This window comes from Stenotrophomonas maltophilia group sp. Smal17, from assembly GCF_030237045.1.
Taxonomy (GTDB): Bacteria; Pseudomonadota; Gammaproteobacteria; order Xanthomonadales; family Xanthomonadaceae; genus Stenotrophomonas; species Stenotrophomonas forensis.
In genome coordinates this window covers 1-21,536 of the sequence record NZ_JASJSU010000072.1, presented here as the reverse complement: position 1 = coordinate 21,536, position 21,536 = coordinate 1, and the positions used below count along the sequence as shown (strand labels likewise).

Annotated in this window: 23 protein-coding genes and 1 other RNA gene; 13 read left to right on the top strand and 11 right to left on the bottom strand. The window is 66.6% G+C overall.

Annotation, left to right across the window (positions count from 1 at the left end):
• Positions 1-67: 67 nt before the first annotated feature.
• Complete coding sequence (locus tag QRO93_RS16310; RefSeq protein WP_005416157.1) at positions 68-1,099, bottom strand: LysR family transcriptional regulator; 1,032 nt, start codon at positions 1,097-1,099, stop codon at positions 68-70.
• Positions 1,100-1,246: 147 nt separating this feature from the next.
• On the opposite strand from QRO93_RS16310, the gene QRO93_RS16305 reads away from it, so the two are divergent.
• The 7 genes from QRO93_RS16305 to QRO93_RS16275 all read left to right on the top strand — a co-directional run bounded on the left by QRO93_RS16305 (position 1,247) and on the right by QRO93_RS16275 (position 9,583).
• The gene (locus tag QRO93_RS16305) at positions 1,247-1,474 is read left to right on the top strand and encodes a hypothetical protein (protein ID WP_049456214.1); all 228 of its coding nucleotides are present in this window, start codon (positions 1,247-1,249) and stop codon (positions 1,472-1,474) included.
• Entirely contained in the window at positions 1,471-2,241 is a 771-nt protein-coding gene (locus QRO93_RS16300; protein WP_180879852.1) for an SDR family oxidoreductase, read from the top strand. The genes QRO93_RS16305 and QRO93_RS16300 overlap by 4 nt, the downstream gene beginning before the upstream one ends.
• A gap of 91 nt (positions 2,242-2,332) precedes the next feature.
• Complete coding sequence (locus tag QRO93_RS16295; RefSeq protein ID WP_053449411.1) at positions 2,333-3,556, top strand: efflux RND transporter periplasmic adaptor subunit; 1,224 nt, start codon at positions 2,333-2,335, stop codon at positions 3,554-3,556.
• Positions 3,557-3,683: 127 nt separating this feature from the next.
• Positions 3,684-6,854, top strand: coding sequence for an efflux RND transporter permease subunit (locus tag QRO93_RS16290; RefSeq protein ID WP_049456792.1), 3,171 nt, complete (start codon positions 3,684-3,686; stop codon positions 6,852-6,854).
• A gap of 64 nt (positions 6,855-6,918) precedes the next feature.
• On the top strand, positions 6,919-7,656 hold the full coding sequence (locus tag QRO93_RS16285) for an SDR family oxidoreductase (RefSeq protein WP_008265682.1): 738 nt from the start codon (positions 6,919-6,921) through the stop codon (positions 7,654-7,656).
• Complete coding sequence (locus QRO93_RS16280) at positions 7,650-9,071, top strand: efflux transporter outer membrane subunit (RefSeq protein ID WP_053449412.1); 1,422 nt, start codon at positions 7,650-7,652, stop codon at positions 9,069-9,071. The genes QRO93_RS16285 and QRO93_RS16280 overlap by 7 nt, the downstream gene beginning before the upstream one ends.
• Before the next feature lie 248 nt (positions 9,072-9,319).
• Entirely contained in the window at positions 9,320-9,583 is a 264-nt protein-coding gene (locus QRO93_RS16275) for a hypothetical protein (protein WP_053510746.1), read from the top strand.
• Between the two features lie 19 nt (positions 9,584-9,602).
• Here QRO93_RS16275 and QRO93_RS16270 read toward each other — a convergent pair whose 3' ends face one another.
• The 6 genes from QRO93_RS16270 to QRO93_RS16245 form a co-directional block, all read right to left on the bottom strand.
• Positions 9,603-10,457, bottom strand: coding sequence for an endonuclease/exonuclease/phosphatase family protein (locus QRO93_RS16270; RefSeq protein WP_180879850.1), 855 nt, complete (start codon positions 10,455-10,457; stop codon positions 9,603-9,605).
• Between the two features lie 156 nt (positions 10,458-10,613).
• Positions 10,614-10,856: a hypothetical protein gene (locus QRO93_RS16265; protein ID WP_053451286.1), complete on the bottom strand. Its 243-nt coding sequence runs from the start codon at positions 10,854-10,856 to the stop codon at positions 10,614-10,616.
• 130 nt (positions 10,857-10,986) lie between these two features.
• Positions 10,987-11,220, bottom strand: a complete 234-nt coding sequence (locus QRO93_RS16260) for a hypothetical protein (RefSeq protein WP_006433851.1) — start codon at positions 11,218-11,220, stop codon at positions 10,987-10,989.
• Between the two features lie 86 nt (positions 11,221-11,306).
• Complete coding sequence (locus QRO93_RS16255) at positions 11,307-12,011, bottom strand: PA1136 family autoinducer-binding transcriptional regulator (protein WP_164087546.1); 705 nt, start codon at positions 12,009-12,011, stop codon at positions 11,307-11,309.
• A 5-nt stretch (positions 12,012-12,016) separates the two neighbouring features.
• The gene (gene hchA, locus QRO93_RS16250) at positions 12,017-12,889 is read right to left on the bottom strand and encodes a glyoxalase III HchA (protein ID WP_180879849.1); all 873 of its coding nucleotides are present in this window, start codon (positions 12,887-12,889) and stop codon (positions 12,017-12,019) included.
• Positions 12,890-12,973: 84 nt separating this feature from the next.
• Complete coding sequence (locus QRO93_RS16245) at positions 12,974-14,983, bottom strand: triacylglycerol lipase (RefSeq protein WP_180879848.1); 2,010 nt, start codon at positions 14,981-14,983, stop codon at positions 12,974-12,976.
• Positions 14,984-15,136: 153 nt separating this feature from the next.
• On the opposite strand from QRO93_RS16245, the gene QRO93_RS16240 reads away from it, so the two are divergent.
• Positions 15,137-15,598: an isoprenylcysteine carboxylmethyltransferase family protein gene (locus QRO93_RS16240; RefSeq protein WP_180879847.1), complete on the top strand. Its 462-nt coding sequence runs from the start codon at positions 15,137-15,139 to the stop codon at positions 15,596-15,598.
• Between the two features lie 112 nt (positions 15,599-15,710).
• Here QRO93_RS16240 and ssrA read toward each other — a convergent pair.
• Positions 15,711-16,103: a transfer-messenger RNA gene (gene ssrA / locus QRO93_RS16235) on the bottom strand.
• Positions 16,104-16,322: 219 nt separating this feature from the next.
• Here ssrA and QRO93_RS16230 point away from each other — a divergent pair.
• A complete protein-coding gene (locus tag QRO93_RS16230) occupies positions 16,323-16,895 on the top strand; it encodes a hypothetical protein (RefSeq protein ID WP_053449486.1) in 573 nt (190 codons plus the stop codon).
• Between the two features lie 117 nt (positions 16,896-17,012).
• Here QRO93_RS16230 and smpB read toward each other — a convergent pair whose 3' ends face one another.
• The gene (smpB, locus tag QRO93_RS16225) at positions 17,013-17,516 is read right to left on the bottom strand and encodes an SsrA-binding protein SmpB (RefSeq protein WP_040007975.1); all 504 of its coding nucleotides are present in this window, start codon (positions 17,514-17,516) and stop codon (positions 17,013-17,015) included.
• A 57-nt stretch (positions 17,517-17,573) separates the two neighbouring features.
• Here smpB and QRO93_RS16220 point away from each other — a divergent pair, with 57 nt between their 5' ends.
• Both QRO93_RS16220 and QRO93_RS16215 read left to right on the top strand, forming a co-directional pair.
• Positions 17,574-17,999: a type II toxin-antitoxin system RatA family toxin gene (locus QRO93_RS16220; protein ID WP_032959119.1), complete on the top strand. Its 426-nt coding sequence runs from the start codon at positions 17,574-17,576 to the stop codon at positions 17,997-17,999.
• Between the two features lie 3 nt (positions 18,000-18,002).
• A complete protein-coding gene (locus QRO93_RS16215; RefSeq protein WP_180879846.1) occupies positions 18,003-18,260 on the top strand; it encodes an RnfH family protein in 258 nt (85 codons plus the stop codon).
• Positions 18,261-18,296: 36 nt separating this feature from the next.
• Here the strand turns inward: QRO93_RS16215 and QRO93_RS16210 are convergent, their stop codons facing one another.
• A complete protein-coding gene (locus QRO93_RS16210; protein WP_006434042.1) occupies positions 18,297-18,689 on the bottom strand; it encodes an outer membrane protein assembly factor BamE in 393 nt (130 codons plus the stop codon).
• A 103-nt stretch (positions 18,690-18,792) separates the two neighbouring features.
• Between QRO93_RS16210 and fur the strand changes: the two genes are divergently transcribed.
• On the top strand, positions 18,793-19,200 hold the full coding sequence (fur, locus tag QRO93_RS16205) for a ferric iron uptake transcriptional regulator (RefSeq protein ID WP_005409235.1): 408 nt from the start codon (positions 18,793-18,795) through the stop codon (positions 19,198-19,200).
• Between the two features lie 58 nt (positions 19,201-19,258).
• Here the strand turns inward: fur and QRO93_RS16200 are convergent, their stop codons facing one another.
• Positions 19,259-20,503, bottom strand: a complete 1,245-nt coding sequence (locus QRO93_RS16200) for an SGNH/GDSL hydrolase family protein (protein ID WP_180879845.1) — start codon at positions 20,501-20,503, stop codon at positions 19,259-19,261.
• A gap of 97 nt (positions 20,504-20,600) precedes the next feature.
• Here QRO93_RS16200 and QRO93_RS16195 point away from each other — a divergent pair, with 97 nt between their 5' ends.
• Positions 20,601-21,518: a LysR family transcriptional regulator gene (locus tag QRO93_RS16195; protein WP_053449488.1), complete on the top strand. Its 918-nt coding sequence runs from the start codon at positions 20,601-20,603 to the stop codon at positions 21,516-21,518.
• The last annotated feature ends 18 nt before the right edge of the window (positions 21,519-21,536 follow it).

The following is a 21,536-nucleotide window of genomic DNA, read 5'->3' as shown; positions in this document are numbered from 1 at the left end:
CCGGAAGTCGAGCATGGCTCGACTCTACATAGGCGCAGCCGAGCATGGCTCGACTCTGCAGAGGGCATCATGCCGCCGAGGCGGCAACCTTCTCCAGGATCCGCTTGCCGCTGCTCTCCAGCGCGGCGTCTTCCTGCGCCTTCTGCTGCTGTGCCAGCTTCGCGCCCGGGCACTGCGCCAGCATGTAGTTGGCGTCGAAGTTGAGCTTCTCGACCAGGAAGTCGACGAACGCACGCACCTTCGGCGAGACCAGGCGGCCACCGGCGAACACGGCGTTGAAGTCCACCTCCGGGCCGGTCCAGCCGGCCAGCACGCGGCGAACCATGCCGGACTCGACGAACGGTTTGGCCATCACATCGCCAGTCAGCAGCAGGCCTTCGCCGCACACCAGTGCGCCGTTCAGTGCGGACATGTCATTGGCCGTCATCAGCGGCGTGACCGGGAAGTCACGCAGTTCGCCGCCGTTCTCGCCCAGCTGCCAGGTGAAGCGCGGCGAATTGCCGGTGTGATACGGCTTGCGCATCGCCAGGATGCGGTGGAACTGCAGCTCTTCAGGATGCAGCGGCTCGCCATAGCGTTCGATGTAAGCCGGGCTGGCGAACACCTGCGTGCGCAGGCTGCCGAGTTTGCGCGCGACCAGGTTGGAGTCGGGCAGGGCGCCGACGCGCAGTGCAAGATCCGCTTCGCCGGCAATCAGGTCCAGCTTCTCGTTGCCCATGTGCATGTCCAGGCGGATCTCCGGATACTGCGCATGGAACTGGCCCAGCAGCGGCGCGATCCAGGTGATGCCGATCGAATAGGGCACGGTGAAGCGCAGCCAGCCGCGCGGGCCGGACTGCAGCTGGCTCACCGCACTCTCGGCTTCTTCAAGCTCGCGCGCGATGCGCTGGCAATGCTCGTGGTAGATCGAACCGGCTTCGGTCAGGCCGAGGCGGCGCGTGGTCCGGTGCAGCAGGCGCGCGCCCAGGCGCGTTTCCAGTTCCTGCACTTTGCGGCTGACCGTGGTCTTGGGAAGGCCGAGCGATTTGGCAGCGGCAATGAAGCTGCCTTGCTCGACCACCTTGACGAAGATCAGCGTCTCGTTGAGATCGTGGGACATGGTCGGGGATCCTGGACGTCGGGGATGGGACAATCGTGACAGAACGATTGGACCGGGAACGGGATGATTATTCCCCTTAATCAGGACTAATCAAGTAAAGGTTTGAGGTCTATCGTGGCGCCATTCGTTATTTGGAGCCCGTCCGCCATGAGCCTGCGCAACATTCTTGCCCGTCTCCGGAATGCCGGCCAGAACACCCTGGACCTGGCGATGACCGTTGAAGCCCGTCCGAGTTCCTTGGTGCACAAGGATTTCCGGGAGTTTACCGCGCCCATGCGTCAGCAACGTGGCGGCGTCATCCGCCTGGCCCCGCACAAGGGTGACCGGCTGCGTCGAATTGGGACTATCCCGGATTTGGGAGGAAATGTCCCGTGAATGGGATGCTGACGCCCGAAGTCCTGGTCCTCGGCGGCACCGGCGCCGTGGGTCAGGGTGTGGTCGGTGCATTGCTGGAAGCCGGCAGCCCGGTGCTGGTGGTCGGTCGCGATCCGGGCCGGCTGGCGGCACTGCACGAACAGTTCGCCGATGAGCCAGGCCTGGAAACGCTGCTGGGCTCGCTCAGCGATGATGGTTCGGCACGCACGCTGGCCGAGCGCATCACGCAGCGGCCGCGACCGTTGGCAGCGGTCATCGCTGCGATGGGCGGCCCCTACCGCCGTGGCCGCGTGACCGATCGCAACGGTGACGAGCTGATGGGCGCGATGCAGGCCGACCTGATGCCGCACGTGCATGCGGTGCGCCACCTGCTGCCGCTGCTGCAGGACAACGTGCACGCGCGCCGCTACGTGATGATCGGCAGCCCGGCCAATGCCAAGCCGTGGGCGGGTTACGGCGAGACCTCGATCACCACCGCCGCGCTGCGCATGTACGCGCAGGTGGTGCATCAGGAAGCGCAGGCGCTGGGCGTGCGTGCGCAAATGCTGGAAGTCTGCAGCCCGGTCTGTACCCCGGCCAACGCGGCCAACGCCTGCATCGAGTGGCCCAGCTCGCTGCTGGTCGGCCGTCGCGTGGTCTCGCTGCTCGATGGTTGCCGCGACAACCGCGCCATCGTCCGTTGCGACAGCAGCGATGCCGAACTGCCGCGCGGCCTGCTGCACCTGGAAGTACCCCCGCTCTGGCGCGATACCGCAGGCGTCGCTTGACCTCGACCAAGGTTGAGGTCGCAGTATGCGCCGCCGATTTTCGCAACACCTTTTCATATAGCTGTACCACCCCTCCGTACGGATGCATGCCATGACTTCCCCCAATACCACCCCACATCGTTTCGGCCATCGCATCGCGATGGCCGGCGTGTCGATCCTCGCCGCGGCCGTGCTTGCAGCCTGCAGCGGCGGCCATGCCGAAGAAGCCGGTGCGCCGCCGCCGCCGCAGGTCAGCGCCGCGCCGGTGCTGGTCAAGCAGGTCAGCCAGTGGGACGAGTTCAGCGGCCGCGTCGAAGCGGTGCAGAGCGTTGAACTGCGCCCGCGCGTGTCCGGCTACATCGACAAGGTCAACTATGTCGAAGGCCAGGAAGTGAAGAAGGGCGAAGTGCTCTTCACCATCGACGCACGCAGTTACCAGGCCGAGTACGATCGTGCCGCCGCCGAACTGGCCCGCGCCCGCACCCAGGCCACGCTGGCCCGCAGCGAGTCCGAGCGTGCCAAGCGGTTGTCCGAGCAGCAGGCGATCTCCACCGAGACCGCCGAGCAGCGTCGCGCTGCCGCCGACCAGTCCGGTGCGGCCGTGCAGGCGGCGCAGGCTGCGCTGGACGCGGCCCGCCTCAACCTGGAGTTCACCAAGGTGCGTGCCCCGATCGACGGCCGTGCCGGCCGCGCGATGGTCACCGCCGGCAACCTGGTCACCGCCGGCGACAGCGCCAGCGTACTGACCACGCTGGTCTCGCTGGATACCGTGTTCGTCTACTTCGATGCCGACGAAAGCACCTTCCTGCGTTACGCACAGATGGCACGCAAGGGCGAGCGCCCGAGCGAGCGCGACAGCGATCTGCCGGTGAAGGTCGGCCTGTCCGGTGAAGAGGGCTACCCGCATTCGGGCAAGGTCGACTTCCTCGACAACCAGGTGGCCCGCAGCACCGGCACCATCCGCGTCCGTGCGCTGCTGGACAATGCCGACCGCCAGTTCACGCCGGGCCTGTTCGCCCGCGTGCAGCTGCTCGGCAGCGGCCAGTTCCAGGCCATGCTGATCGATGACAAGGCCGTGCTGACCGACCAGGACCGCAAGTACGTCTACGTGGTCGACAAGGATGGCAAGGCGCAGCGCCGCGACATCCAGCTCGGCCGTACCGCCGAAGGCCTGCGCATCGTCGAGCACGGGCTGGCTGCCGGTGACAAGGTGATCATCGACGGCGTGCAGAAGGTGTTCATGCCGGGCATGCCGGTGCAGGCCAAGGCCGTGGCGATGCAGCCACAGGCCGCGCCGGCACCGGGCCGCGACGCCACCGCCGCACTGAACCACTGATCCGCCGTCTCCTGATTCGCGTTTCCGCTTAGCTGCCGGCGCCAGCGGCAGCCTTCCCTGCCTTCGTCATATCGGCGAGGGGCAGGGCGGCTGTTGCCCGCCGACGGCATTTCCCAGGAATTCCTCCATGGACTTTTCCCGTTTCTTCATCGACAGGCCGATCTTCGCGGCGGTGCTGTCGATCGTGATCTTCGCCGCAGGCCTGATCACGATTCCCATCCTGCCGATCAGCGAGTACCCCGAAGTGGTGCCGCCGTCGGTGGTGGTGCGCACGGTGTATCCGGGCGCCAACCCCAAGGTCATTGCCGAGACCGTCGCCACGCCGCTTGAAGAGGCGATCAACGGCGTCGAAGGCATGATGTACCTGAAGTCGGTCGCCGGCTCCGATGGCGTGCTGCAGATGACCGTCACCTTCCGCCCGGGCACCGACCCGGACGCGGCGGCGGTGAAGGTGCAGAACCGCGTGGCGCAGGCGCAGGCGCGCCTGCCCGAGGACGTGCGCCGGCAGGGCGTGACCACGCAGAAGCAGTCGCCGACCTTCCTGATGGTGGTGCACCTGACCTCGCCGCAAGGCAAGTACGACACCCTGTACCTGCGCAACTACGCACGCCTGCACGTCAAGGATGCGCTGGCGCGTATTCCGGGCGTGGGTGACGCACAGATCTTCGGTGGCGGCGATTACGCCATGCGCGCCTGGCTGGACCCGGACAAGGTGGCTTCGCGCGGCCTGACCGCCAGCGACGTGGTGCGCGCCATGCGCGAGCAGAACGTGCAGGTCTCGGCCGGCCAGCTCGGCGCCGAACCGCTGCCGAACAGCCAGTTCCTGACCCTGATCAACGCCCAGGGCCGGCTGAAGACCGAAAAGGAGTTCGGCGACATCGTGCTCAAGAGCGGCGTCGATGGCGAGATCGTGCGCCTGGCCGACGTGGCCCGCCTGGAACTGGGTGCCGGCGACTACACGCTGCGCTCGCAGCTGGACGGCAAGAACGCGGTCGGTATCGGTATCTTCCAGTCGCCGGGTGCCAATGCACTGGAGATCCGTGACCAGGTCATCTCGACGATGGACGAGATGCAGAAGACCATGCCGGCCGACGTGAAGTACGAAGCGGTGTACGACACCACCATTTTCGTGCGCGACTCGATCAAGGCCGTGGTTTCCACGCTGCTGGAAGCCATCGCGCTGGTGGTGCTGGTGGTGATCCTGTTCCTGCAGACCTGGCGTGCCTCGATCATCCCGCTGATCGCGGTGCCGGTGTCGGTGGTCGGTACCTTCGCTGCGCTGTACCTGCTGGGCTTCTCGATCAACACGCTGAGCCTGTTCGGCCTGGTGCTGGCGATCGGCATCGTGGTCGACGACGCGATCGTGGTGGTGGAGAACGTCGAACGCAACATCGAGGAAGGATTGTCGCCCACCGCAGCGGCCCACCAGGCCATGCGCGAGGTCTCCGGCCCGATCGTGGCGATCGCGCTGGTGCTGTGTGCCGTGTTCGTGCCGATGGCCTTCCTGTCCGGTGTCACCGGCCAGTTCTACAAGCAGTTCGCGGTCACCATCGCCATCTCCACGGTGATCTCGGCGATCAACTCGCTGACCCTGTCGCCGGCGCTGGCCGCGCGCCTTCTGAAGGCCCACGGCGCGCCGAAGGACGGCCCGAGCCGCCTGATCGACCGCCTGTTCGGCTGGGTGTTCCGTCCGTTCAACCGCTTCTTCAAGTCCAGCTCGGAGAAGTACGAGCGTGGCGTGGCCCGCATCCTCGGCCGTCGTGGCGCGGTGTTCGTGGTCTACGCGATCCTGCTGGTCGGTACCGGCGTGATCTTCAAGCTGGTACCGCCGGGCTTCATCCCGACCCAGGACAAGCTGTACCTGATCGCCGGTGTGAAGCTGCCGGAAGGCTCGTCGATCGCGCGTACCGATGAAATGCTGCGCAAGGTCGCCAAGATCGCCCAGGAAACCGACGGCGTGGCCCACACCATTTCGTTCCCGGGCCTGAACGCGCTGCAGTTCACCAACACGCCGAACACCGGTGTGGCGTTCATTCCGCTCAAGCCGTTCGCCGAGCGTCATGGCCGTACCGCCGCGCAGATCAATGCCGAGATCAACCAGAAGATCGCCGGCCTGCAGGAAGGCTTCGCGTTCGCGATGATGCCGCCGCCGATCCTCGGCCTGGGCAACGGCAACGGCTACCAGATGTTCATCGAGGACCGCGGCAACCTGGGTTACGGCGCATTGCAGAATGCCGTGCAGGCGATGCAGGGCACCGTTGCACAGACCCCGGGCATGGCCTTCCCGATTTCCAGCTACCAGGCCAACGTGCCGCAGCTGGATGCGGAAGTGGACCGCGTCAAGGCCAAGGCGCAGGGCGTGCAGCTCACCGAGCTGTTCGACACTCTGCAGACCTACCTGGGTTCGGCCTATGTCAACGACTTCAACCAGTTCGGTCGTACCTGGCAGGTGATCGCGCAGGCCGACGGTCCGTTCCGCGAGACGGTCGAGGACATCGGCAAGCTGCGTACCCGCAACGACCGTGGCGAGATGGTGCCGATCGGTTCGATGGTCACCATCAAGCAGACCTTCGGCCCGGACCCGGTGCTGCGCTTCAATGGCTATCCGGCAGCGGACCTGGCCGGTGAAGCCGACCCGCGCCTGCTGTCGTCGGCCGAGGCGATGAACAAGCTGACCGAGATTGCGGGCAAGGTACTGCCGGTGGGCATGACCACCGAATGGACCGACCTGAGCTACCAGCAGGCGACCCAGGGCAAGGCGGCGTTCATCGTGTTCCCGGTGGCGATCATGCTGGCCTTCCTGGTGCTGGCCGCGCTGTACGAGAGCTGGTCGCTGCCGCTGGCGGTGATCCTGATCGTGCCGATGACCCTGCTGTCGGCGCTGTTCGGCGTGTGGCTGACCGGCGGTGACAACAACGTGTTCGTGCAGGTCGGCCTGGTGGTGTTGATGGGCCTGGCGTGCAAGAACGCGATCCTGATCGTCGAATTCGCCAGAGAGCTGGAGATGGGCGGCAAGGGCATCGTCGAAGCCGCGCTGGAAGCGTGCCGCCTGCGTCTGCGCCCGATCGTGATGACCTCCATCGCGTTCATCGCCGGCACCGTGCCGCTGGTGCTGTCGCATGGTGCAGGCGCCGAAGTGCGCTCGGTGACCGGTATCACCGTGTTCGCCGGCATGCTGGGCGTGACCCTGTTCGGCCTGTTCCTCACCCCGGTGTTCTACGTCGCCCTGCGCAAGTTCGTCACCCGCAACGGCGGTGGCCAGCTGGTGCAGCACGGCGAGCCGACCATCCATCACTGACATGGAACCCCGTCGCCGCCGGTCAGTGGCCGGCGGCGGCTTTCCCCTCACAAGGCATGAATCCATGAACTCCCATCAGAACAAGATCGCGCTGGTCACCGGCGCTACCCGCGGCATCGGTGCCGAGACCGTGCGCCAGCTGGCGCAGGCCGGCGTGCACACGCTGCTGGCCGGCCGCAAGCGCGAGACCGCCGTGGAGCAGGCACTGAAGCTGCAGGCCGAGGGCCTGCCGGTGGAAGCGATCCAGCTGGACGTGACCGATGCTGCCAGCATCGCCGAGGCGGTCGAGCAGGTGCGCCAGCGCCATGGCCGGCTCGATATCCTGGTCAACAACGCCGGCATCATGATCGAGAACCCGGCGCAGGCTCCCTCGGAACAGTCGCTCGATACCTGGAAGCGCACCTTCGATACCAATGTGTATGCGCTGGTGGCCGTGACCCAGGCGTTCCTGCCGCTGGTCAAGCAGGCCAAGTCCGGTCGCATCGTCAACGTGTCCAGCATGCTCGGCTCGCAGACCCTGCACGCCGACCCGGCGTCGGGCATCTACGACTTCAAGATTCCGGCCTACAACGCCTCCAAGGCGGCAGTGAACAGCTGGACGCTGAGCCTGGCCTACGAACTGCGCAACACCCCGATCAAGGTCAACACCGTGCATCCGGGTTACGTGAAGACCGACATGAACGGTGGCAACGGCGAGATCGAAATCAGCGAAGGCGCACGTTCCAGCGTGGAAATGGCGCTGATCGGCGAATCCGGTGCCAGCGGCAGCTTCACCTACCTGGGCGAGGTGCTGCCATGGTGATCCGCACGTTGGCGATGGCCGTCTCCAGCCTGGTGCTGGCGGGCTGTGTCAGCGTCGGCCCGAACTACAAGGCGCCGGTGCAGGAACCGGTCGTCCTGCAGGGCGCACAGCAGCCGGTGTTCACCAGCACGTCGCCGGTGGCCAGTTGGTGGGCGCAGTTCGATGATCCGGTGCTGGAAGAACTGGTGCATGGCGCACTGTCGGACAACCTCGACCTGCGCGTGGCCGTGGCCCGCGTCAGCCAGGCCCGCGCGGTGTTCGTCGAAAGCCGTTTCGACCAGGCCCCGCACATCACCGCAGGCGGCAGCTACGACCGCCGCAAGCAACCCGATCCGCAGCTGGGTGGGCAGCGGGTGTTCAGTGAAAGCTACCAGCTCGGCTTCGACGCCGGCTGGGAGCTGGATCTGTTCGGCCGCAAGCGCCGCGCTGCAGAAGCCGCGCGTGCCGACCTCGATGCCGAGCAGGCCAACCTGGCCGACGCGCAGGTGCTGATCGCCGCCGAGGTAGCACGCAACTACTTCGAGCTGCGCGGTACGCAGAAACGCATCGCGGTGGCCCAGCACACCCTGGTCAATCTGCGCGACACGCAGAAGTTGACCGAGGCCCGCTGGGAGCTGGGTGCCGGCAGCGAACTGGACGTGCAGAGCAGCCGTGCCCGCCTGAAGGCGATCGAGGCCGACATTCCGCTGCTGGAAGTGGCCGAGACGCAGTCGCGCAACCGCTTGGCGGTGCTGCTGGGGCAGCGCCCGGAAGTGCTCACCGCGATGCTCGCACCGCATGAGGTGCCGGCGTTCGCCAAGGCCCTGCCGCTGGGCGATACCCGCGAGCTGCTGCGCCAACGCGCAGACGTGCGGGTGGCCGAACGTCGACTGGCGGCGGCGACCGCACGCGTCGGCGTGGCCACCGCCGATCTGTTCCCGCGGCTGTCGCTGTCCGGTTTCGTCGGCTTCCTTGGTGGCGATGCCAGCGGCCTGGTCAACGGCAACAACAAGGCCTGGTCGCTGACCCCGTCGCTGAGCTGGGCGGCCTTCGATTTCGGCACCGTGCGTGCACGCCTGCGTGCCAGCAAGGCCGAGGCCGAAGGTGTGGCCGCGCAGTATGAGCAGGCGGTGCTGCTGGCGCTGGAAGACACCGAGAACGCGCTGACCCGCTACTCCAAGCAGCAGGCGCGGCTGGCGATCGTGGTCGAGCAGGCGCAGGCGGCACGACGTGCCGAATCGCTTGCACAGATCCGCTATCGCGAGGGATCGGAGGACTTCCTGACCCTGCTGGACGCGCAGCGCACGCAGCTGGCCGCCGACGATGCATTGGCCGCGGCCGAGGCAGAAGTGAATGTCAGCGTGGTGGGTGTGTACAAGGCACTGGGCGGCTGGGGACAGTCGCCGCAGCCGCCCAGCGTGGCGCAGCTGCAGTAACCCCGAGGGGACGGAGGCGGTAGCGTCCGTCCCCTTCTTGTTTCAGGGCCGTTGATCGGCCCCCCGCCATCGTGCCGCCTTCTCCGGCAGCCAGCGCCTGGCAGTGGATGATGAATCCGCAGTTCGGCAACCGGGGCAGGGAAGCACCGTGCAGGTTGTGCACGTTGTCACAGTCATGACGTTTCTGACTCTGCCGGAAGCCGTGTCCGCCGTGTAACTAGTGGGACAGGCTCTTGGGAGGACAGGTGATGACCGATGGCAAACACGATACCCAGCGCAGGTTGTTCGGAGATCCGGGGCCACCCGGCGCGGGGCTTTCGGTGGCGGTGGTGGTACTGATGGTGCTCGCGTCGATGGCGGCTGCGATCGGGTTCATACGGCTGCCGGATCCGCTGCTCGGCCTGGGGCTGATCGGCGTGTCCGTGTTTCTGGCCGTCGGTGCCCGCATCTGCCAGGCACGCGACCAGCATCAGGCACTGTACCGCCTGCTGTCACGGCAGCCGCCGCCGTAGCCGCGGCGGCCGTGCAGGTTCAGCGCTTCGGCCAGTCCAGCTCGACCACCAGCGGGAAATGATCCGACGGCAGCACGCCGTCGATGCGGCGGTCGTCGGTAAGGAAACTGCGTGCATGGAAGCCGCGCACCAGCACCCAGTCCAGCTGTGCGGTGGCGTTGCCGGTGAAATCATGGAAGGTCAGGCGCGGGCCCTGCGGTGCCTTCACCTGGGGGCGGGTGTCCTGCAGCACGTGGGTGAACGCTTTGTAGGTATCGCCGCCGGGTTCGCTGTTGAAGTCGCCGGTCAGCACCACCGGCAGGTCGGCCGGCAGGGTGGCCAGGCGCTTGCCGATCAGCTCGGCACCCTTCACCCGGCGCGGTTCGTCCTCGTCGCGGTAGGGCAGGTGGGTATCCATGAAGTAGAAGCGACGACCATCCTCCAGGCGCCGGAACAGCGCCCAGGTGACCATGCGCGGATACAGGTTGCCCCAGGTGATGCTGCCGGGCACGTCCGGCGTATCGGACAACCAGAAGTTGCCGGACGCCTCGATGGCCAGCACCTTGCTGTCGTAGAACACGCCCATGTGCTCGTCGCCGCTGCCACCCCGGCGGCCTTCGCCGAACCAGCGGTAGCCGGGCAGGTGCTCGGACAGGTAATCGGCCTGTTCCTTCACCAGTTCCTGGGTGCCGATCACCGCCGGGTGCGCATCGAGGATGACCTTGACCATCGCATCGCGACGGTCCGGCCAGCGCTTGCCAGGCTCGGTATCGGCCGGGGTGCGGACATTGAACGACATCACTTTCAGCGGCGCAGGCGTGGCCGCGCAAGCGAAGACAGGCAGAGCAAGTGCCAGCAGCGCGCACAGCGCCCGGCGATGGAAACGCGGCAACATCGTGGAATCCCTCCATTCCATGAAAACGATTTCACGGAGCATGCCATGGAAGGCGAGGGGAGCGGTATGCCGGGATGGGCGGATGGCAGGTGCCGGGCGGGCGGTGAACGCGTCGCCCGGCGGATCGCGTGAGCGCGATCAGGAGATCACGGGTGCTCAGTCGGCGGGCAGGTACCACTGGCCATTCTGGTCAATCCAGTACACCCGGATGTAGGGAGTGCCGTCCTCTTCGAAGTACGTCACTTCGCAACGCTGATGGTAGTAGGGCCCCATCTTGACCCGGACGCAGTTCGTGTTCTCCGGACCACCGCCACCACCGCTGGCGGCGGCCTGGGACGGCGAGGAGAGAGCTCCAACGGCAAGCATCAGTGCGGCCATCGAGGCCAGGTGCAATTTCATGGTCATCATCCTTGTGTCTGCAATCGCGCATCTGCGCGTTGTCGTGCAACGTCCCGCGCGACGCCAGGCTGACGTGCGGGAGTTGCTGCATGCGCGCCGGCCCATGGGCGACCCGGCGCATTTCCCCGGCTCAGTCGCGCAGGTAGGGGTTGCCGTACTCGTCGATCCAATATTCGGCTGTGTAGACGTTGCCGAATTCATCGGTGTAGGTTTCCGTGCAGTGGTGGTGGACGCGGTTGCGGTCCACATTCACCGGCACACAGGAAACATTTTCTCTCGGGACCCCTGTGTTGGCGTCCGCCACCGGTGCCAGGGTTGCAGTGGCTACCACCAACGCGGCCATTGCGGCCAGTTGCAGTTTCATAAGCATCATCCTTGCTTCTGCAATCGCGCACATGCGCACGGGGTGTGTATCACGCGAACCCGACCATCGGAAGTGCCTCGCTGCGATCAGTCCTCGATCTCACCGCGACGAGTTGCAGCGCGTACCGCCTGCGCGGTAGTCGCAACACCGAGGCGCTGGCGTGCATGGCGCAGGTGGTTTTCCACGGTGCGTGCGGAAAGCCCGAGCGTGGCGGCAATTTCCGCCTGGCGACGCCCGGCAGCCACCCAGCGCAGCACCTCGCGCTCGCGCGTGCTCAGCAGGCTTCCGGAAAGTTCTGCAGGAACTTCAGCCAGACCGCGCGCGGCGCGGAATGCTGCGGTTGCAGCAGCCTCCAGCTGCAGGCGTGCGCTGGCGGATGCATCGATGGAGGTGCCTGCGAAACTGATTGCACCCTCCAGCCCGGTGGTACCGAACACCGGCACCTGCAGGCCGTGCAGGCCTTCGCCACGCGGTTGCTTCACCACCTGGTAGCGCTCACCGCGCAGACCTTGGCGTTTGCTCCAGAAGAACGGCGCGTCGCTGTCCAGCACGTGGCGATTGACCGGGCAGGCATGCAGATAGCGGGCGAGGTCGGTATCGCTGCCATCGCCGAACCAGTCGCCGTCGATCCAGTACACGCGCTGCGTGCCGCGCTCCAGTCCGGTGCCGGTGGCGAACACCAGCACGCGGTCGTAGCCGAGCGGTGCGGCGATGCTGCGCAGTACCGCGCCCACCGCATCCAGCGAGCGGGCGCGTTCCAGCGCCAGCAACGCCTGCACCAGCGCGGTCATCCGGATCAGCGCCCGGCCAGTGCGTCGAGCAGGGTGCGTGCAGCCAGCTTGCCGAGCGCATTGCCCGCCAGCGGGCTGTCGCCGGTCAGCAGCAGGCGATCCTGCAGCACGCTGCCATCGATGCCCTCGTTGACGATCTGCACACCCTGCTGCGCCAGCCGCTCGCCGAAGAACCACTGCAGCTGGCCCGGCATGTAGCCGATCTCCGGTGTCTGCCGGTCCATTGCATCGGGGAAGGCGCAGATGCGGTAGCCGCGGAACAGCGAGCCGCCATCGGCTTCGTCGACGCCTGCGGCCAGCAATGCCGCTGGGCCATGGCAGAGGGTGATGACGTGGCGTTGCTCGGCCATCGCCCAATGCAGCACCGCCTTCACCGCGCGGCTCTGCGGCAGCCCGATCAGCGCGCCATGGCCGCCGGGAATGAACACTGCCGCATAGTCCGATCCTGCTCCCAGTGCGGCCACGACATCGTCCAGCGCCAGCGGCTGGCGGAAGCGTTCTTCGTAGCGTTCGTACAGCCCGCCGATCTGCTTGTCCTCGCGCGGGAAGGCCCACCACTCGAACTTGGTGGCGTTGCCCGACAGCGTGGCCACGTCGATGTCGAAACCCGCCTGGTCCAGGTGATACATCGGCAGCAGGGTTTCCACCGGATGGTTGCCGGTGGAGAACAGATGGCCGTTGGCGGTAGGCAGGTAGCGCTCGTCGGCGGCGATCATCAGCACCTTCCAGCGACCATCGCGGCGTGCGTCCGGATAGTCGGCACCGGACAGGTTGCTCTTCGGCGACGTGAACTGCGACAGCGAGTACGGCGACGGGAAGAAGGCATCGCGCTCGGCCGGGTCGGGGCTGGGCTGGCGGCTGGGCTCTTGCGTGTTCATGCGGACCTCCTGTGGGGAACGTAAGGCCAGCATAGAAGTGCGGATGCGCACGCGCGATGAGGGATTTCCCTCAGTCGCCCGAGGCTATCTGGCGGCTGCCTCGTGCTGCTGCATGTCCTCGTGCAGGATCCGCCGCAGCTCGATGATGGCGGGCGTGGCTTCCTGCACGCTGTGCCCGGACACGATCACCTTCTCCGACACGGCGTTGGGCAGGTGCGAGCTCCAATACGGCACCAGCCCGTCATCGGTCTTTTCCAACGGCCCGTCGGCCTTGGCGCGGGCGATGATCGAGTGGTACTGCACCTTGGGCGCCATTGGCAGGTCAGCCACGGCGCGGACGAACGCGTCGTCCTTGTCCAGGTTCTGGATGCTGTTCATCTGGTAGCCGTGCTTGCCATCGTTGCGGTCGATCTGGCCATCGTTGGCGATGGTGGCGACATCCTCCAGCACGGTCAGCGGCAGCCGCACCAGGCGACCGATCCAGCGGCCCAGACGGGTGCCGGCGACGTCGGTGCCACGGTGCGGCGTGGCGATGAACACCACCCGTGATACTTCCGGCTCCGGCAGGAAGGTCAGTACCGGCGCCCCCCGGGTGCGCAGCAGTTCGCGCTGCGCCGGTGTCATCTGCGCAGTGGCCAGCAGGGTATCGACCAGGTGGTCGCCGGACGACGAGACCATCAGCCGCGCGATCACCCCGCCCATGCTGTGCCCGACCAGCACCATGTCATGCGAGGCCTGCGCCTTTCCGCTGGGGTCGAAGTGCCTGAACACGTCGGCCAGCGTGTGGCGCATCGCATCGTGGCTCATCGCGATGGGCATGTTGGTCGGGTAGTAGAACTGCCAGATCTGGAAATCCTGGCGGATCTCGTCGTCGCGCATCAGCTCGTTGGCAACGTTGACCCAGGCTTCCGGGCTGCTGGCCAGGCCATGGATCATCAGCAGCACGCGCCGGTTCGGATCGTAGGGTTGCATCATGTACAGGTGCGGCGTGTCGATGCCGCCCTTGCCGCCGAACAGCGAGCGCAGCGACTGGTGGCTGAAGTTGGATCTCGCCAGCCACAGCGCGTAGCCGGCGGTGAAGTTCGCCGCCAGCGGTACCTCCTGCCCGTGCAGGGTGACTTCGGTGACCTGGTAGGGGTCGTGGATCTCCAGTTCCGGCTCGTCGTCGTGCAGCACTTCCCATAGATTCTTTCCGGAGAAGCGCAGCAGCACCGTCATCGACGGCGAAGGCATCTCGCTCCAGCTCTGCGTGGTCGCGGTGGCGGCGTGCGTGGCGGGTGCCGTGGTGGCGGTGGTGCCTGCCGGATCATCCATCACCGCCACCAGTTCCGCACCGAAGCCATCGCGGCGATGCACGCTGCGCAGCGTGCCGGTGAATGACAGCGAAGCGGCCGGCACCAGCTCGGTCGGCGTGCGCGTGTCCAGTGGCGACGCCTCGGTGGAAGGCGCCAGCACGAAGGTCCAGCGGCCCAGCTGGAAATGACTGGCCTCACTGTGCACGCGGCCGGTCGCGTAGGCGTTGTACAGCTGCACCGAGGCTTCCTGTACGGCCAGGTTGTAGTAGTCGCGCACCTGCGTCTGGCGGTCTTCGAAGCCGCGCTGGTTGGCGGTGCGTTCGGTGAAGAACAGATAGGCATAGGCCTGGCGTGCGACCTGCATCCATGCGTCCAGGCGCGGCTGGAAGTCGGCGTCCAGTTCGGTGATCGCGGTCTTCGCGCGGCCTGACGCGGAGTACTCGCGCTTGGGGGCGGGCAGGGTCATCGCGTACTGCAGCCACAGCTCGGCCAGGCTCGAACGCTTGTCTTCCTCGCGCACCACGATGCTGCCTTCCATCGCCTCGATGCAGGGCAGGCCGGGCTTGGCACAGACGCCTTCATCAAGGCCGGCCACGCGCAGGGTCTCGGTGGTTGCCGCGCTGAGCTTGCCGGAGGTCAGGATGTCGCCGCGCTTGAGGGCGATGTACTGCCCCGGCGTGACCGAGGCGACCTGTACCGACGGCCCGAACTGGCGCAGCGTCGCGCAACCGCCCAGGGTGAGCAGCACGGTGATGATGAGGGTCGTGCGGCCGATGAAGCCCAAGCCCGTGGTAGCCATACGATCCTCCTGCGCGGTGGCGCCACTCTAGCGTCCGGCCTGTCAAAGCGGAAGATACCGGGCGGTCGGTTTGTGCCTTGAAACCACCGCCATGCAAGCGATTCAGGCATTCGCATGTGACACTAGGGTGAATGGAGGCACACAAGGACTGCGATGCGTTGGCTTGAGACACGGATTCCACCACCGCTGGTGATGCTGCTGTGTGGTGGCATCGGCTACCTGGCCAGCCGCCTGGCAGCGGACCTGGTGTTGCCATTGCCGATGCCGGTGCTGCTTGCAGGTGCTCTGCTGACGCTCGGTGTGACGCTGAACCTGCTGCCGAAGCTGGCCTTCCGCCGTGCGCGCACCACGGTCAATCCGCTGCGCCCGTCGGCCTCGAGCGCGCTGGTCACGCACGGGGTATACCGCTACACACGCAATCCGATGTATCTCGGTCAGGCGATCGTTCTGACTGGTGCCGTGCTGTACCTGCAGAACCCGGTCGCGTGGCTGGCCGTGCCGCTGTTCGTGCTGTACATCACCCGGTTGCAGATCGTGCCGGAAGAGCGGGTGCTGTCGGCTCGTTTTCCCGAAGCGTATGCGCTGTTCCGCCAACGCGTACGCCGTTGGCTGTAGCGCGGGCCGGGTGGTCACGCGGCACACTGCCTGCACGAAAAACAGGCACAAAAAAGCCGGAACCCCGTTGATGGAAGTTCCGGCTTCTTGTGGCCTCGACAGGCCATACAGATGGTGGAGGTGGGCGGAATTGAACCGCCGTCCGAAGGCACTCCATCCCCAGCACTACATGCTTAGCTCGCCGTTAAATCTCGTCCCCGAACAGCACGGCGTGCAAAGCGCATCCGGGAACCAGCCTGTTGTGTTCTAGTGCCGGACTGACAGGCAGCCGCCCAGCGCGATTCCATGATAATGACTCTACGCTGCGAGCATGGACACAAGCAGTTTCGAGGCTCCGCCTAAGTCGGCAGAAGGTCACGCACCGCAGTTTTTAGGCTGCGAGAGCGACCGGAGCGTAGTTGTCGTCGTTGGCAACTAGAGTTTTGCAGCTGGATTTACGAGGAAAGCTACCCCCTCGGCATGCGCCAGGCGACTTCACAACCCCCGTCGAAACCAATGCACCCCCGGTTTCTACAGTGCTGCAAGGTACAGGGCCAATTCCGTGTCGCCACGGTCAGGGCCTGCCCAACGTTGGCAATGCTACGGCAAAACAGCTGAACAGTCACCTTGGCAATCCTCAGGAAGTTGTAGTGCGGCTGGCATAGCGGATTGGTAACTTCATTGGCACGAATTTGCGACACACTGGCGACGACCATCCAGGCTAGAGCAGACACGGAGACGGTGGGTGACTGAGGCAAGCCAACAACGCAGCCTGCGACAGCTGGTCGGACCGGTCGGTGCCGATTATCAGCGGCGCGCGCTGCCCCCCGGCTGGGTCTGGGCGCTGCTGGGGCTGCTGCTCGCAGCCACCTGGCTGACCGAGCTGCCGGCAACGGCGGCGGCGGCGCTGGTGGCCAGCGCGGTGGTGGTGCACTGGGCGCAGCGCGGTCGCATCCATTGGTTGGGGTGGCGGCTGCCGGGCCTGGCGGTGCTGGCGGCCCTGCTGTGGGGGCCGGAGGTGTTGTCGCAGTGGTTCGAGCACGGCCTGGCCGTGGTGCTGATGTCGCTGGCCAGTTTGAGCATCGGCGTGCATGTGTGGCAGTCGAGGCAGGTCGCCAGGCAGCTGCAGGTCGCGGCCGACGCGCTGGACGATGCGCAGTTGCTGGCGCTGCTGCCACCCGATGCGGCGCAGCTGGCACAGCGGTGGCGCGCGGGCGATGAGCGCCACGCGCCGGAACTGGCGGTGGTGATGCACCTGGCGGTGATGCACGCGGCGCTGGTACCGCGGATGCGGAAGCTGGGCGCGCTGGCCGGTTGAGCCGCTTGTAGAGTCGAGCCTGCTCGACTGATTCTTGTCCAAGCCGAGCATGGCCCGGCTCTACAGAAGGCCAAAGCAGTCGAGCAAGCTCGACTCTACAGGGGCATGCGCAACCGCTTACGCGTCGCGGTTGCCGCGACGCATCACGCGCTGCTTCTCGATCGCCCAGTCGCGGTCCTTGGCGGCATCGCGCTTGTCGTGGGTCTGCTTGCCCTTGGCCAGCGCGACTTCGAGCTTGATCTTGTTCTTGCTCCAGTACATCGCGGTGGGCACGATCGTGTAGCCATCGCGCTCGACCTTGCCAACCAGCTTGTCGATCTCGCTCCGGTGCAGCAGCAGCTTGCGCTCGCGCCGGTCGTTGGCCACCACATGGGTCGAGGCCTGGATCAACGGGGTGATCTGCGCGCCGATCAGGAAGATCTCTCCATCCTTGACGTAGGCGTAGGCGTCGACGATGTTGCCGCGGCCGGCACGGATCGATTTCACTTCCCAGCCCTGCAGGGCCAGGCCGGCTTCGAAGCGATCCTCGATGTGGTACTCGTGGCGGGCACGCTTGTTCAGCGCGATGGTCTTGTTGGCCGTCGCGCTCTTTGCTTTATCCTTGCCGCTGTTCTTGCTCATTTCCGTATTGTCTCCGATTCGGGCCCGCCCGGTCGATTGCCGAAACGTCCTGTATTCATGCCTACTATCCGCCGCAGCGCCCTGGTCGAACATTCGGCCGCGCGCATGTTCGACCTGGTCAACGATGTCCAGGCCTATCCGCGCCGTTTCCGCTGGTGTTCGGCCGCCCAGATCCTGGAGCAGGGCGAAGACCGGCTGGTGGCGCGCCTGGACCTGGGCCTGGGCTCGTTCAGCACCTGGTTCCAGACCGAAAACACCCTGCAGCGCCCGCACAGCATCGACATGCAGCTGCGCGATGGCCCGTTCAAGCAACTGCACGGCCGCTGGGAATTCCATGCGCTGGCCGAAGATGCCTGCAAGGTCACCCTGACCCTGGAGTTCGAGCCCAGTTCGCGCCTGCTGGGCCCGGCCCTGGCGATCGGCTTCCAGGGGCTGGCGGATCGGATGGTCAACGATTTCGTCCGCGTCGCCGACGAGGGCTGAGCGATGATCGAGGTCGAGGTGGTGCTGGCCTGGCCGCAGCGGGTGCTGTCGCGCCGGCTGCAGCTGGAAGAGGGCGCGACCGTGGCCGATGCCATTGCCGCCGCCGCGCTGGACGGCACTGCCGGATGCCCGGCAGTGGCGGTGCATGGCGTGCTGGCGCGCCCGCAGCAGGTGTTGCAGCAAGGCGACCGCATCGAGCTGCTACGCCCGTTGCTGGCCGACCCCAAGGACAACCGCCGGCGGCGCGCGCTCGGCGGTTGATGCCCGCGACCCGTCCGTGCGGACGGGCAGGGCGCCTCAGCGGCCCTTCTTCTTCTTGTCCTTCGGCAGGTTGCGGCCGAACTGGCGCACGGTCTGCTGGGCCAGGGCCTTGTCGTTGCCCGGGAAGTAGTCGCCTTCCCAGCGGGTCACGGTGTCGTTGTCGAAGAACACGACGAAATTCTTCACCTCGGTACGGCCCAGGCGGTTCACGCGCTGGCTGGAGGTGTAGTCCCAGCGCTGGGCGTGGAACGGGTCGGGGATGGACGGGGTGCCCAGCAGCGCGGTGACCTGCTGCTTGCTCTGCCCGACCTGCAGCTTGGCCACGGCATCTTCCCGGATCAGGTTGCCCTGATAGATGGGTTGCTTGTAGATGATGCCGCACCCGGTGGTGGACAGGGCGACGGCGGCGACCAACAGGAGATTGCGCATCGGGACTGGCGGTTGGGGAAATCAAACCGATGATACACTCCCGGCGTGCCACCGCGACCCAATCCGAGGCAGCTGGCGCTAAATCGCCAATGAACGGAGACCTATGGAAACCCACGACCTGCGTAAAGTCGGCCTGAAGGTGACCCATCCGCGGATGCGGATCCTGGCGCTGCTCGAGCAGCGCAATGCCCAGCACCACATGACCGCCGAAGACATCTACCGCCAGCTGCTGGAGCATGGTGACGAGATCGGCTTGGCCACGGTCTACCGGGTGCTGACCCAGTTCGAGGCTGCCGGCCTCGTGCTCAAGCACAATTTCGAAGGCGGCCAGGCCGTCTACGAGCTGGACCGCGGCGGCCACCACGACCACATGGTCGACGTGGACAGCGGCAAGATCATCGAGTTTGAAAGCCACGAGATCGAAGAGCTGCAGCGCAAGATCGCGGCCGATCACGGCTACGAGCTGGAAGAGCACTCGCTGGTGCTGTACGTGCGCAAGAAGCGCAAGTAAGCCGTTCCGGCCAGCCGGACGCGACAGAACCCCGGGCTTGCCCGGGGTTTTTCGTTGTTCACAGTAGATCCACGCCATGCGTGGACGGCCCCATCAACACCTCCAGATCCACCACCTCGGCCATCGCCTGGTTGCCGGCATCGCCCGGATGCAGGTGGTCGCCGGAGTCGTAGGCGGCGGCCATCCGTGACGGATCGGCCGGGTCGCGCAGGGCCGTGTCCAGATCGATCACCGCGTCGAACGGGCTGCGTGTGCGCAGCCAGGTGTTGAGCTGTTGGCGCAGCGCCTCCTTGCCGGGCTGGTAGTAGTCGTCCAGCGGCGTGCCGGGCAGGGCGCCGGCGAAGGGCGGCAGGGTGGCGCCCAGGATGCGCAGTCCGCGCCGATGGGCCTGTTCGGCCAGCGCCCGATAGCCGTCCTGCAGCTCGGCCAGCGTAGGACGCGCCTGCTGCCGGGCGAAGGCGGTGCCGGGCCAGCTGATGTCGTTGATGCCGATCAGCACGATCACGCTGGCCACGCCGGGCTGATCCAATGCATCGCGCTGCAGGCGGGCCAGAACCGACTCGCCCATGCCGTCACGCAGCAGCCGGCCGCCGGAGATGCCAGCGTTGACCACCGCGACGCCTCGGGGTGCCAGCCGCGCGGCCAGATAGTCGGTCCAGCGCTGGTCCTGGTCGAGGCTGGCGGTGGCGCCGTCAGTGATCGAGTCGCCGATCACCACCACGCTGCGTGCGCCGGGTGCGGCCTCGACTTCAATCCCGGTCAGGAACAGGCGTGCGGTGGTGGGGGTGGCTCGATCCAGGTCGCGCGCCAGGCTCTGGTTGCCGCCGGCGATCCAACTGGTCTGGCGGCCGTCCCAGTGGAAGGTCTGCAGCGGCGTCGGCCCCGGCACGAAAACGCTGACCTGCAGGGCCTGCTGATTGCCGGTGGGCAGTGCCAGCGGATCGCTCAGCCGTTCCTGGCCCGCGCCGATCAGCACGCCGGGCTGGCCGTCGAAGTGGAGCGGCCGTGGTGCCGCGCCCGGTCGTGCGGCCACGCTGGCCGCTCCTATTCGCAGCGGCTGCGTGCCGTAGGCATTGCTCAACCTTACCCGCAGGCGCGGCCCGCCCAGGCTGATGCGCGCGGCCTGGCGGAAGGTCTGGTCGTGCAGCGATGCCGGGATCAGGGCCGGGAACAGGAAGTCTGCGCCCCACACCGGTTGCGGGCTGGCCTGCCAGCTGGCCACCCAGTGCGGGGCAGGGGTTGCGCTGGCGGCGCCGGACAGGGCGAGCAGGGTGCTGGCAGCGAGCTTGCGGAGGCGGTCCATGGAGCGATTCCGGGGAAAGGAGCCGCCATGGTGATTCCGCCCTCATCTGTGAACTAGACTGCGCATGGACAATCATCTGTGAACTGGATTCATCGCCATGGCGCGACCCGACATCAACCGATCCGGCGAACTGGAAGTCTTCGTGCGGGTGATCGAGACCGGTGGCTTTTCCGCGGCCGCCCGCACCCTGGACATGACCCCGTCGGCGGTCAGCAAGCTGGTGGCGCGGCTGGAACAGCGGCTGGGCACCCGCCTGCTGCAGCGGTCCACCCGCCAGCTGCAGCTGACCCCGGAAGGCTGCGCGTTCTACGAGCGCGGCCTGCGCGTGCTGGCCGACCTGGAGGAAGCCGAACGCTGTGCCAGCGCCCACGCCGAGCCGCGCGGGCGGCTGCGGGTCAATTCCAACGTGCCGTTCGGCCAGCACTTCCTGTTGCCGCTGCTGCCGGCGTTCCTCGAGCGCAACCCGCAGGTGGGGGTGGACGTGACCCTCAATGACGAAGTGATCGACCTGCTTGAGCAGCGCACCGACGTGGCGGTGCGCGCCGGCCCGCTGAAGAGTTCCAGCCTGGTGGCGCGGCGATTGGGCGCGACGCGGATGATGATCGTGGCCGCACCGGCCTACGCGCAACGGCACGGCCTGCCGGCCAGCGTCGAGGAGCTGCAGGCGCACAACCGCCTGGACATCGGCCATGCGCGGGCGATGCAGGGCTGGCCGCTGCTGCAGGACGGTCGTGAGCGCATGCTGCTGCCCAGCGGCAACGCCCGTGCCAGCAATGGCGATGCGCTGCGCCAACTGGTGCTGGGCGGGCTGGGCATGGCGCGGCTGGCCGCGTTCCAGGTGCAGGCCGACATCGCCGCCGGGCGGCTGCTGCCGGTGCTGGAAGAGGCCAATCCCGGTGACCTGGAGGAGGTGCACGCGGTGTTCCTGGGGCAGGGCGGCTACCTGCCGCTGCGAGTGCGCGCGTTCCTCGATTTCCTGGTGGAAAACGTCGATCTGACGCAGCCACGGGGGTAGTGGGGGGGGGGGGGGGGG

Coding starts and splice junctions, on each gene's coding strand:
- QRO93_RS16270 (WP_180879850.1), bottom strand. CDS start 10,457: ATGTTGCCGCGTTTCCATCGCCGGGCGCTGTGCGCGCTGCTGGCACTT.
- QRO93_RS16220 (WP_032959119.1), top strand. CDS start 17,574: ATGCCTACTATCCGCCGCAGCGCCCTGGTCGAACATTCGGCCGCGCGC.
- QRO93_RS16280 (WP_053449412.1), top strand. CDS start 7,650: ATGGTGATCCGCACGTTGGCGATGGCCGTCTCCAGCCTGGTGCTGGCG.
- QRO93_RS16265 (WP_053451286.1), bottom strand. CDS start 10,856: ATGAAATTGCACCTGGCCTCGATGGCCGCACTGATGCTTGCCGTTGGA.
- QRO93_RS16310 (WP_005416157.1), bottom strand. CDS start 1,099: ATGTCCCACGATCTCAACGAGACGCTGATCTTCGTCAAGGTGGTCGAG.
- fur (WP_005409235.1), top strand. CDS start 18,793: ATGGAAACCCACGACCTGCGTAAAGTCGGCCTGAAGGTGACCCATCCG.
- QRO93_RS16195 (WP_053449488.1), top strand. CDS start 20,601: ATGGCGCGACCCGACATCAACCGATCCGGCGAACTGGAAGTCTTCGTG.
- smpB (WP_040007975.1), bottom strand. CDS start 17,516: ATGAGCAAGAACAGCGGCAAGGATAAAGCAAAGAGCGCGACGGCCAAC.
- QRO93_RS16245 (WP_180879848.1), bottom strand. CDS start 14,983: ATGGCTACCACGGGCTTGGGCTTCATCGGCCGCACGACCCTCATCATC.
- QRO93_RS16215 (WP_180879846.1), top strand. CDS start 18,003: ATGATCGAGGTCGAGGTGGTGCTGGCCTGGCCGCAGCGGGTGCTGTCG.
- QRO93_RS16200 (WP_180879845.1), bottom strand. CDS start 20,503: ATGGACCGCCTCCGCAAGCTCGCTGCCAGCACCCTGCTCGCCCTGTCC.
- QRO93_RS16240 (WP_180879847.1), top strand. CDS start 15,137: ATGCGTTGGCTTGAGACACGGATTCCACCACCGCTGGTGATGCTGCTG.
- QRO93_RS16290 (WP_049456792.1), top strand. CDS start 3,684: ATGGACTTTTCCCGTTTCTTCATCGACAGGCCGATCTTCGCGGCGGTG.
- QRO93_RS16275 (WP_053510746.1), top strand. CDS start 9,320: ATGACCGATGGCAAACACGATACCCAGCGCAGGTTGTTCGGAGATCCG.
- hchA (WP_180879849.1), bottom strand. CDS start 12,889: ATGAACACGCAAGAGCCCAGCCGCCAGCCCAGCCCCGACCCGGCCGAG.
- QRO93_RS16210 (WP_006434042.1), bottom strand. CDS start 18,689: ATGCGCAATCTCCTGTTGGTCGCCGCCGTCGCCCTGTCCACCACCGGG.
- QRO93_RS16295 (WP_053449411.1), top strand. CDS start 2,333: ATGACTTCCCCCAATACCACCCCACATCGTTTCGGCCATCGCATCGCG.
- QRO93_RS16305 (WP_049456214.1), top strand. CDS start 1,247: ATGAGCCTGCGCAACATTCTTGCCCGTCTCCGGAATGCCGGCCAGAAC.
- QRO93_RS16255 (WP_164087546.1), bottom strand. CDS start 12,011: ATGACCGCGCTGGTGCAGGCGTTGCTGGCGCTGGAACGCGCCCGCTCG.
- QRO93_RS16285 (WP_008265682.1), top strand. CDS start 6,919: ATGAACTCCCATCAGAACAAGATCGCGCTGGTCACCGGCGCTACCCGC.
- QRO93_RS16260 (WP_006433851.1), bottom strand. CDS start 11,220: ATGAAACTGCAACTGGCCGCAATGGCCGCGTTGGTGGTAGCCACTGCA.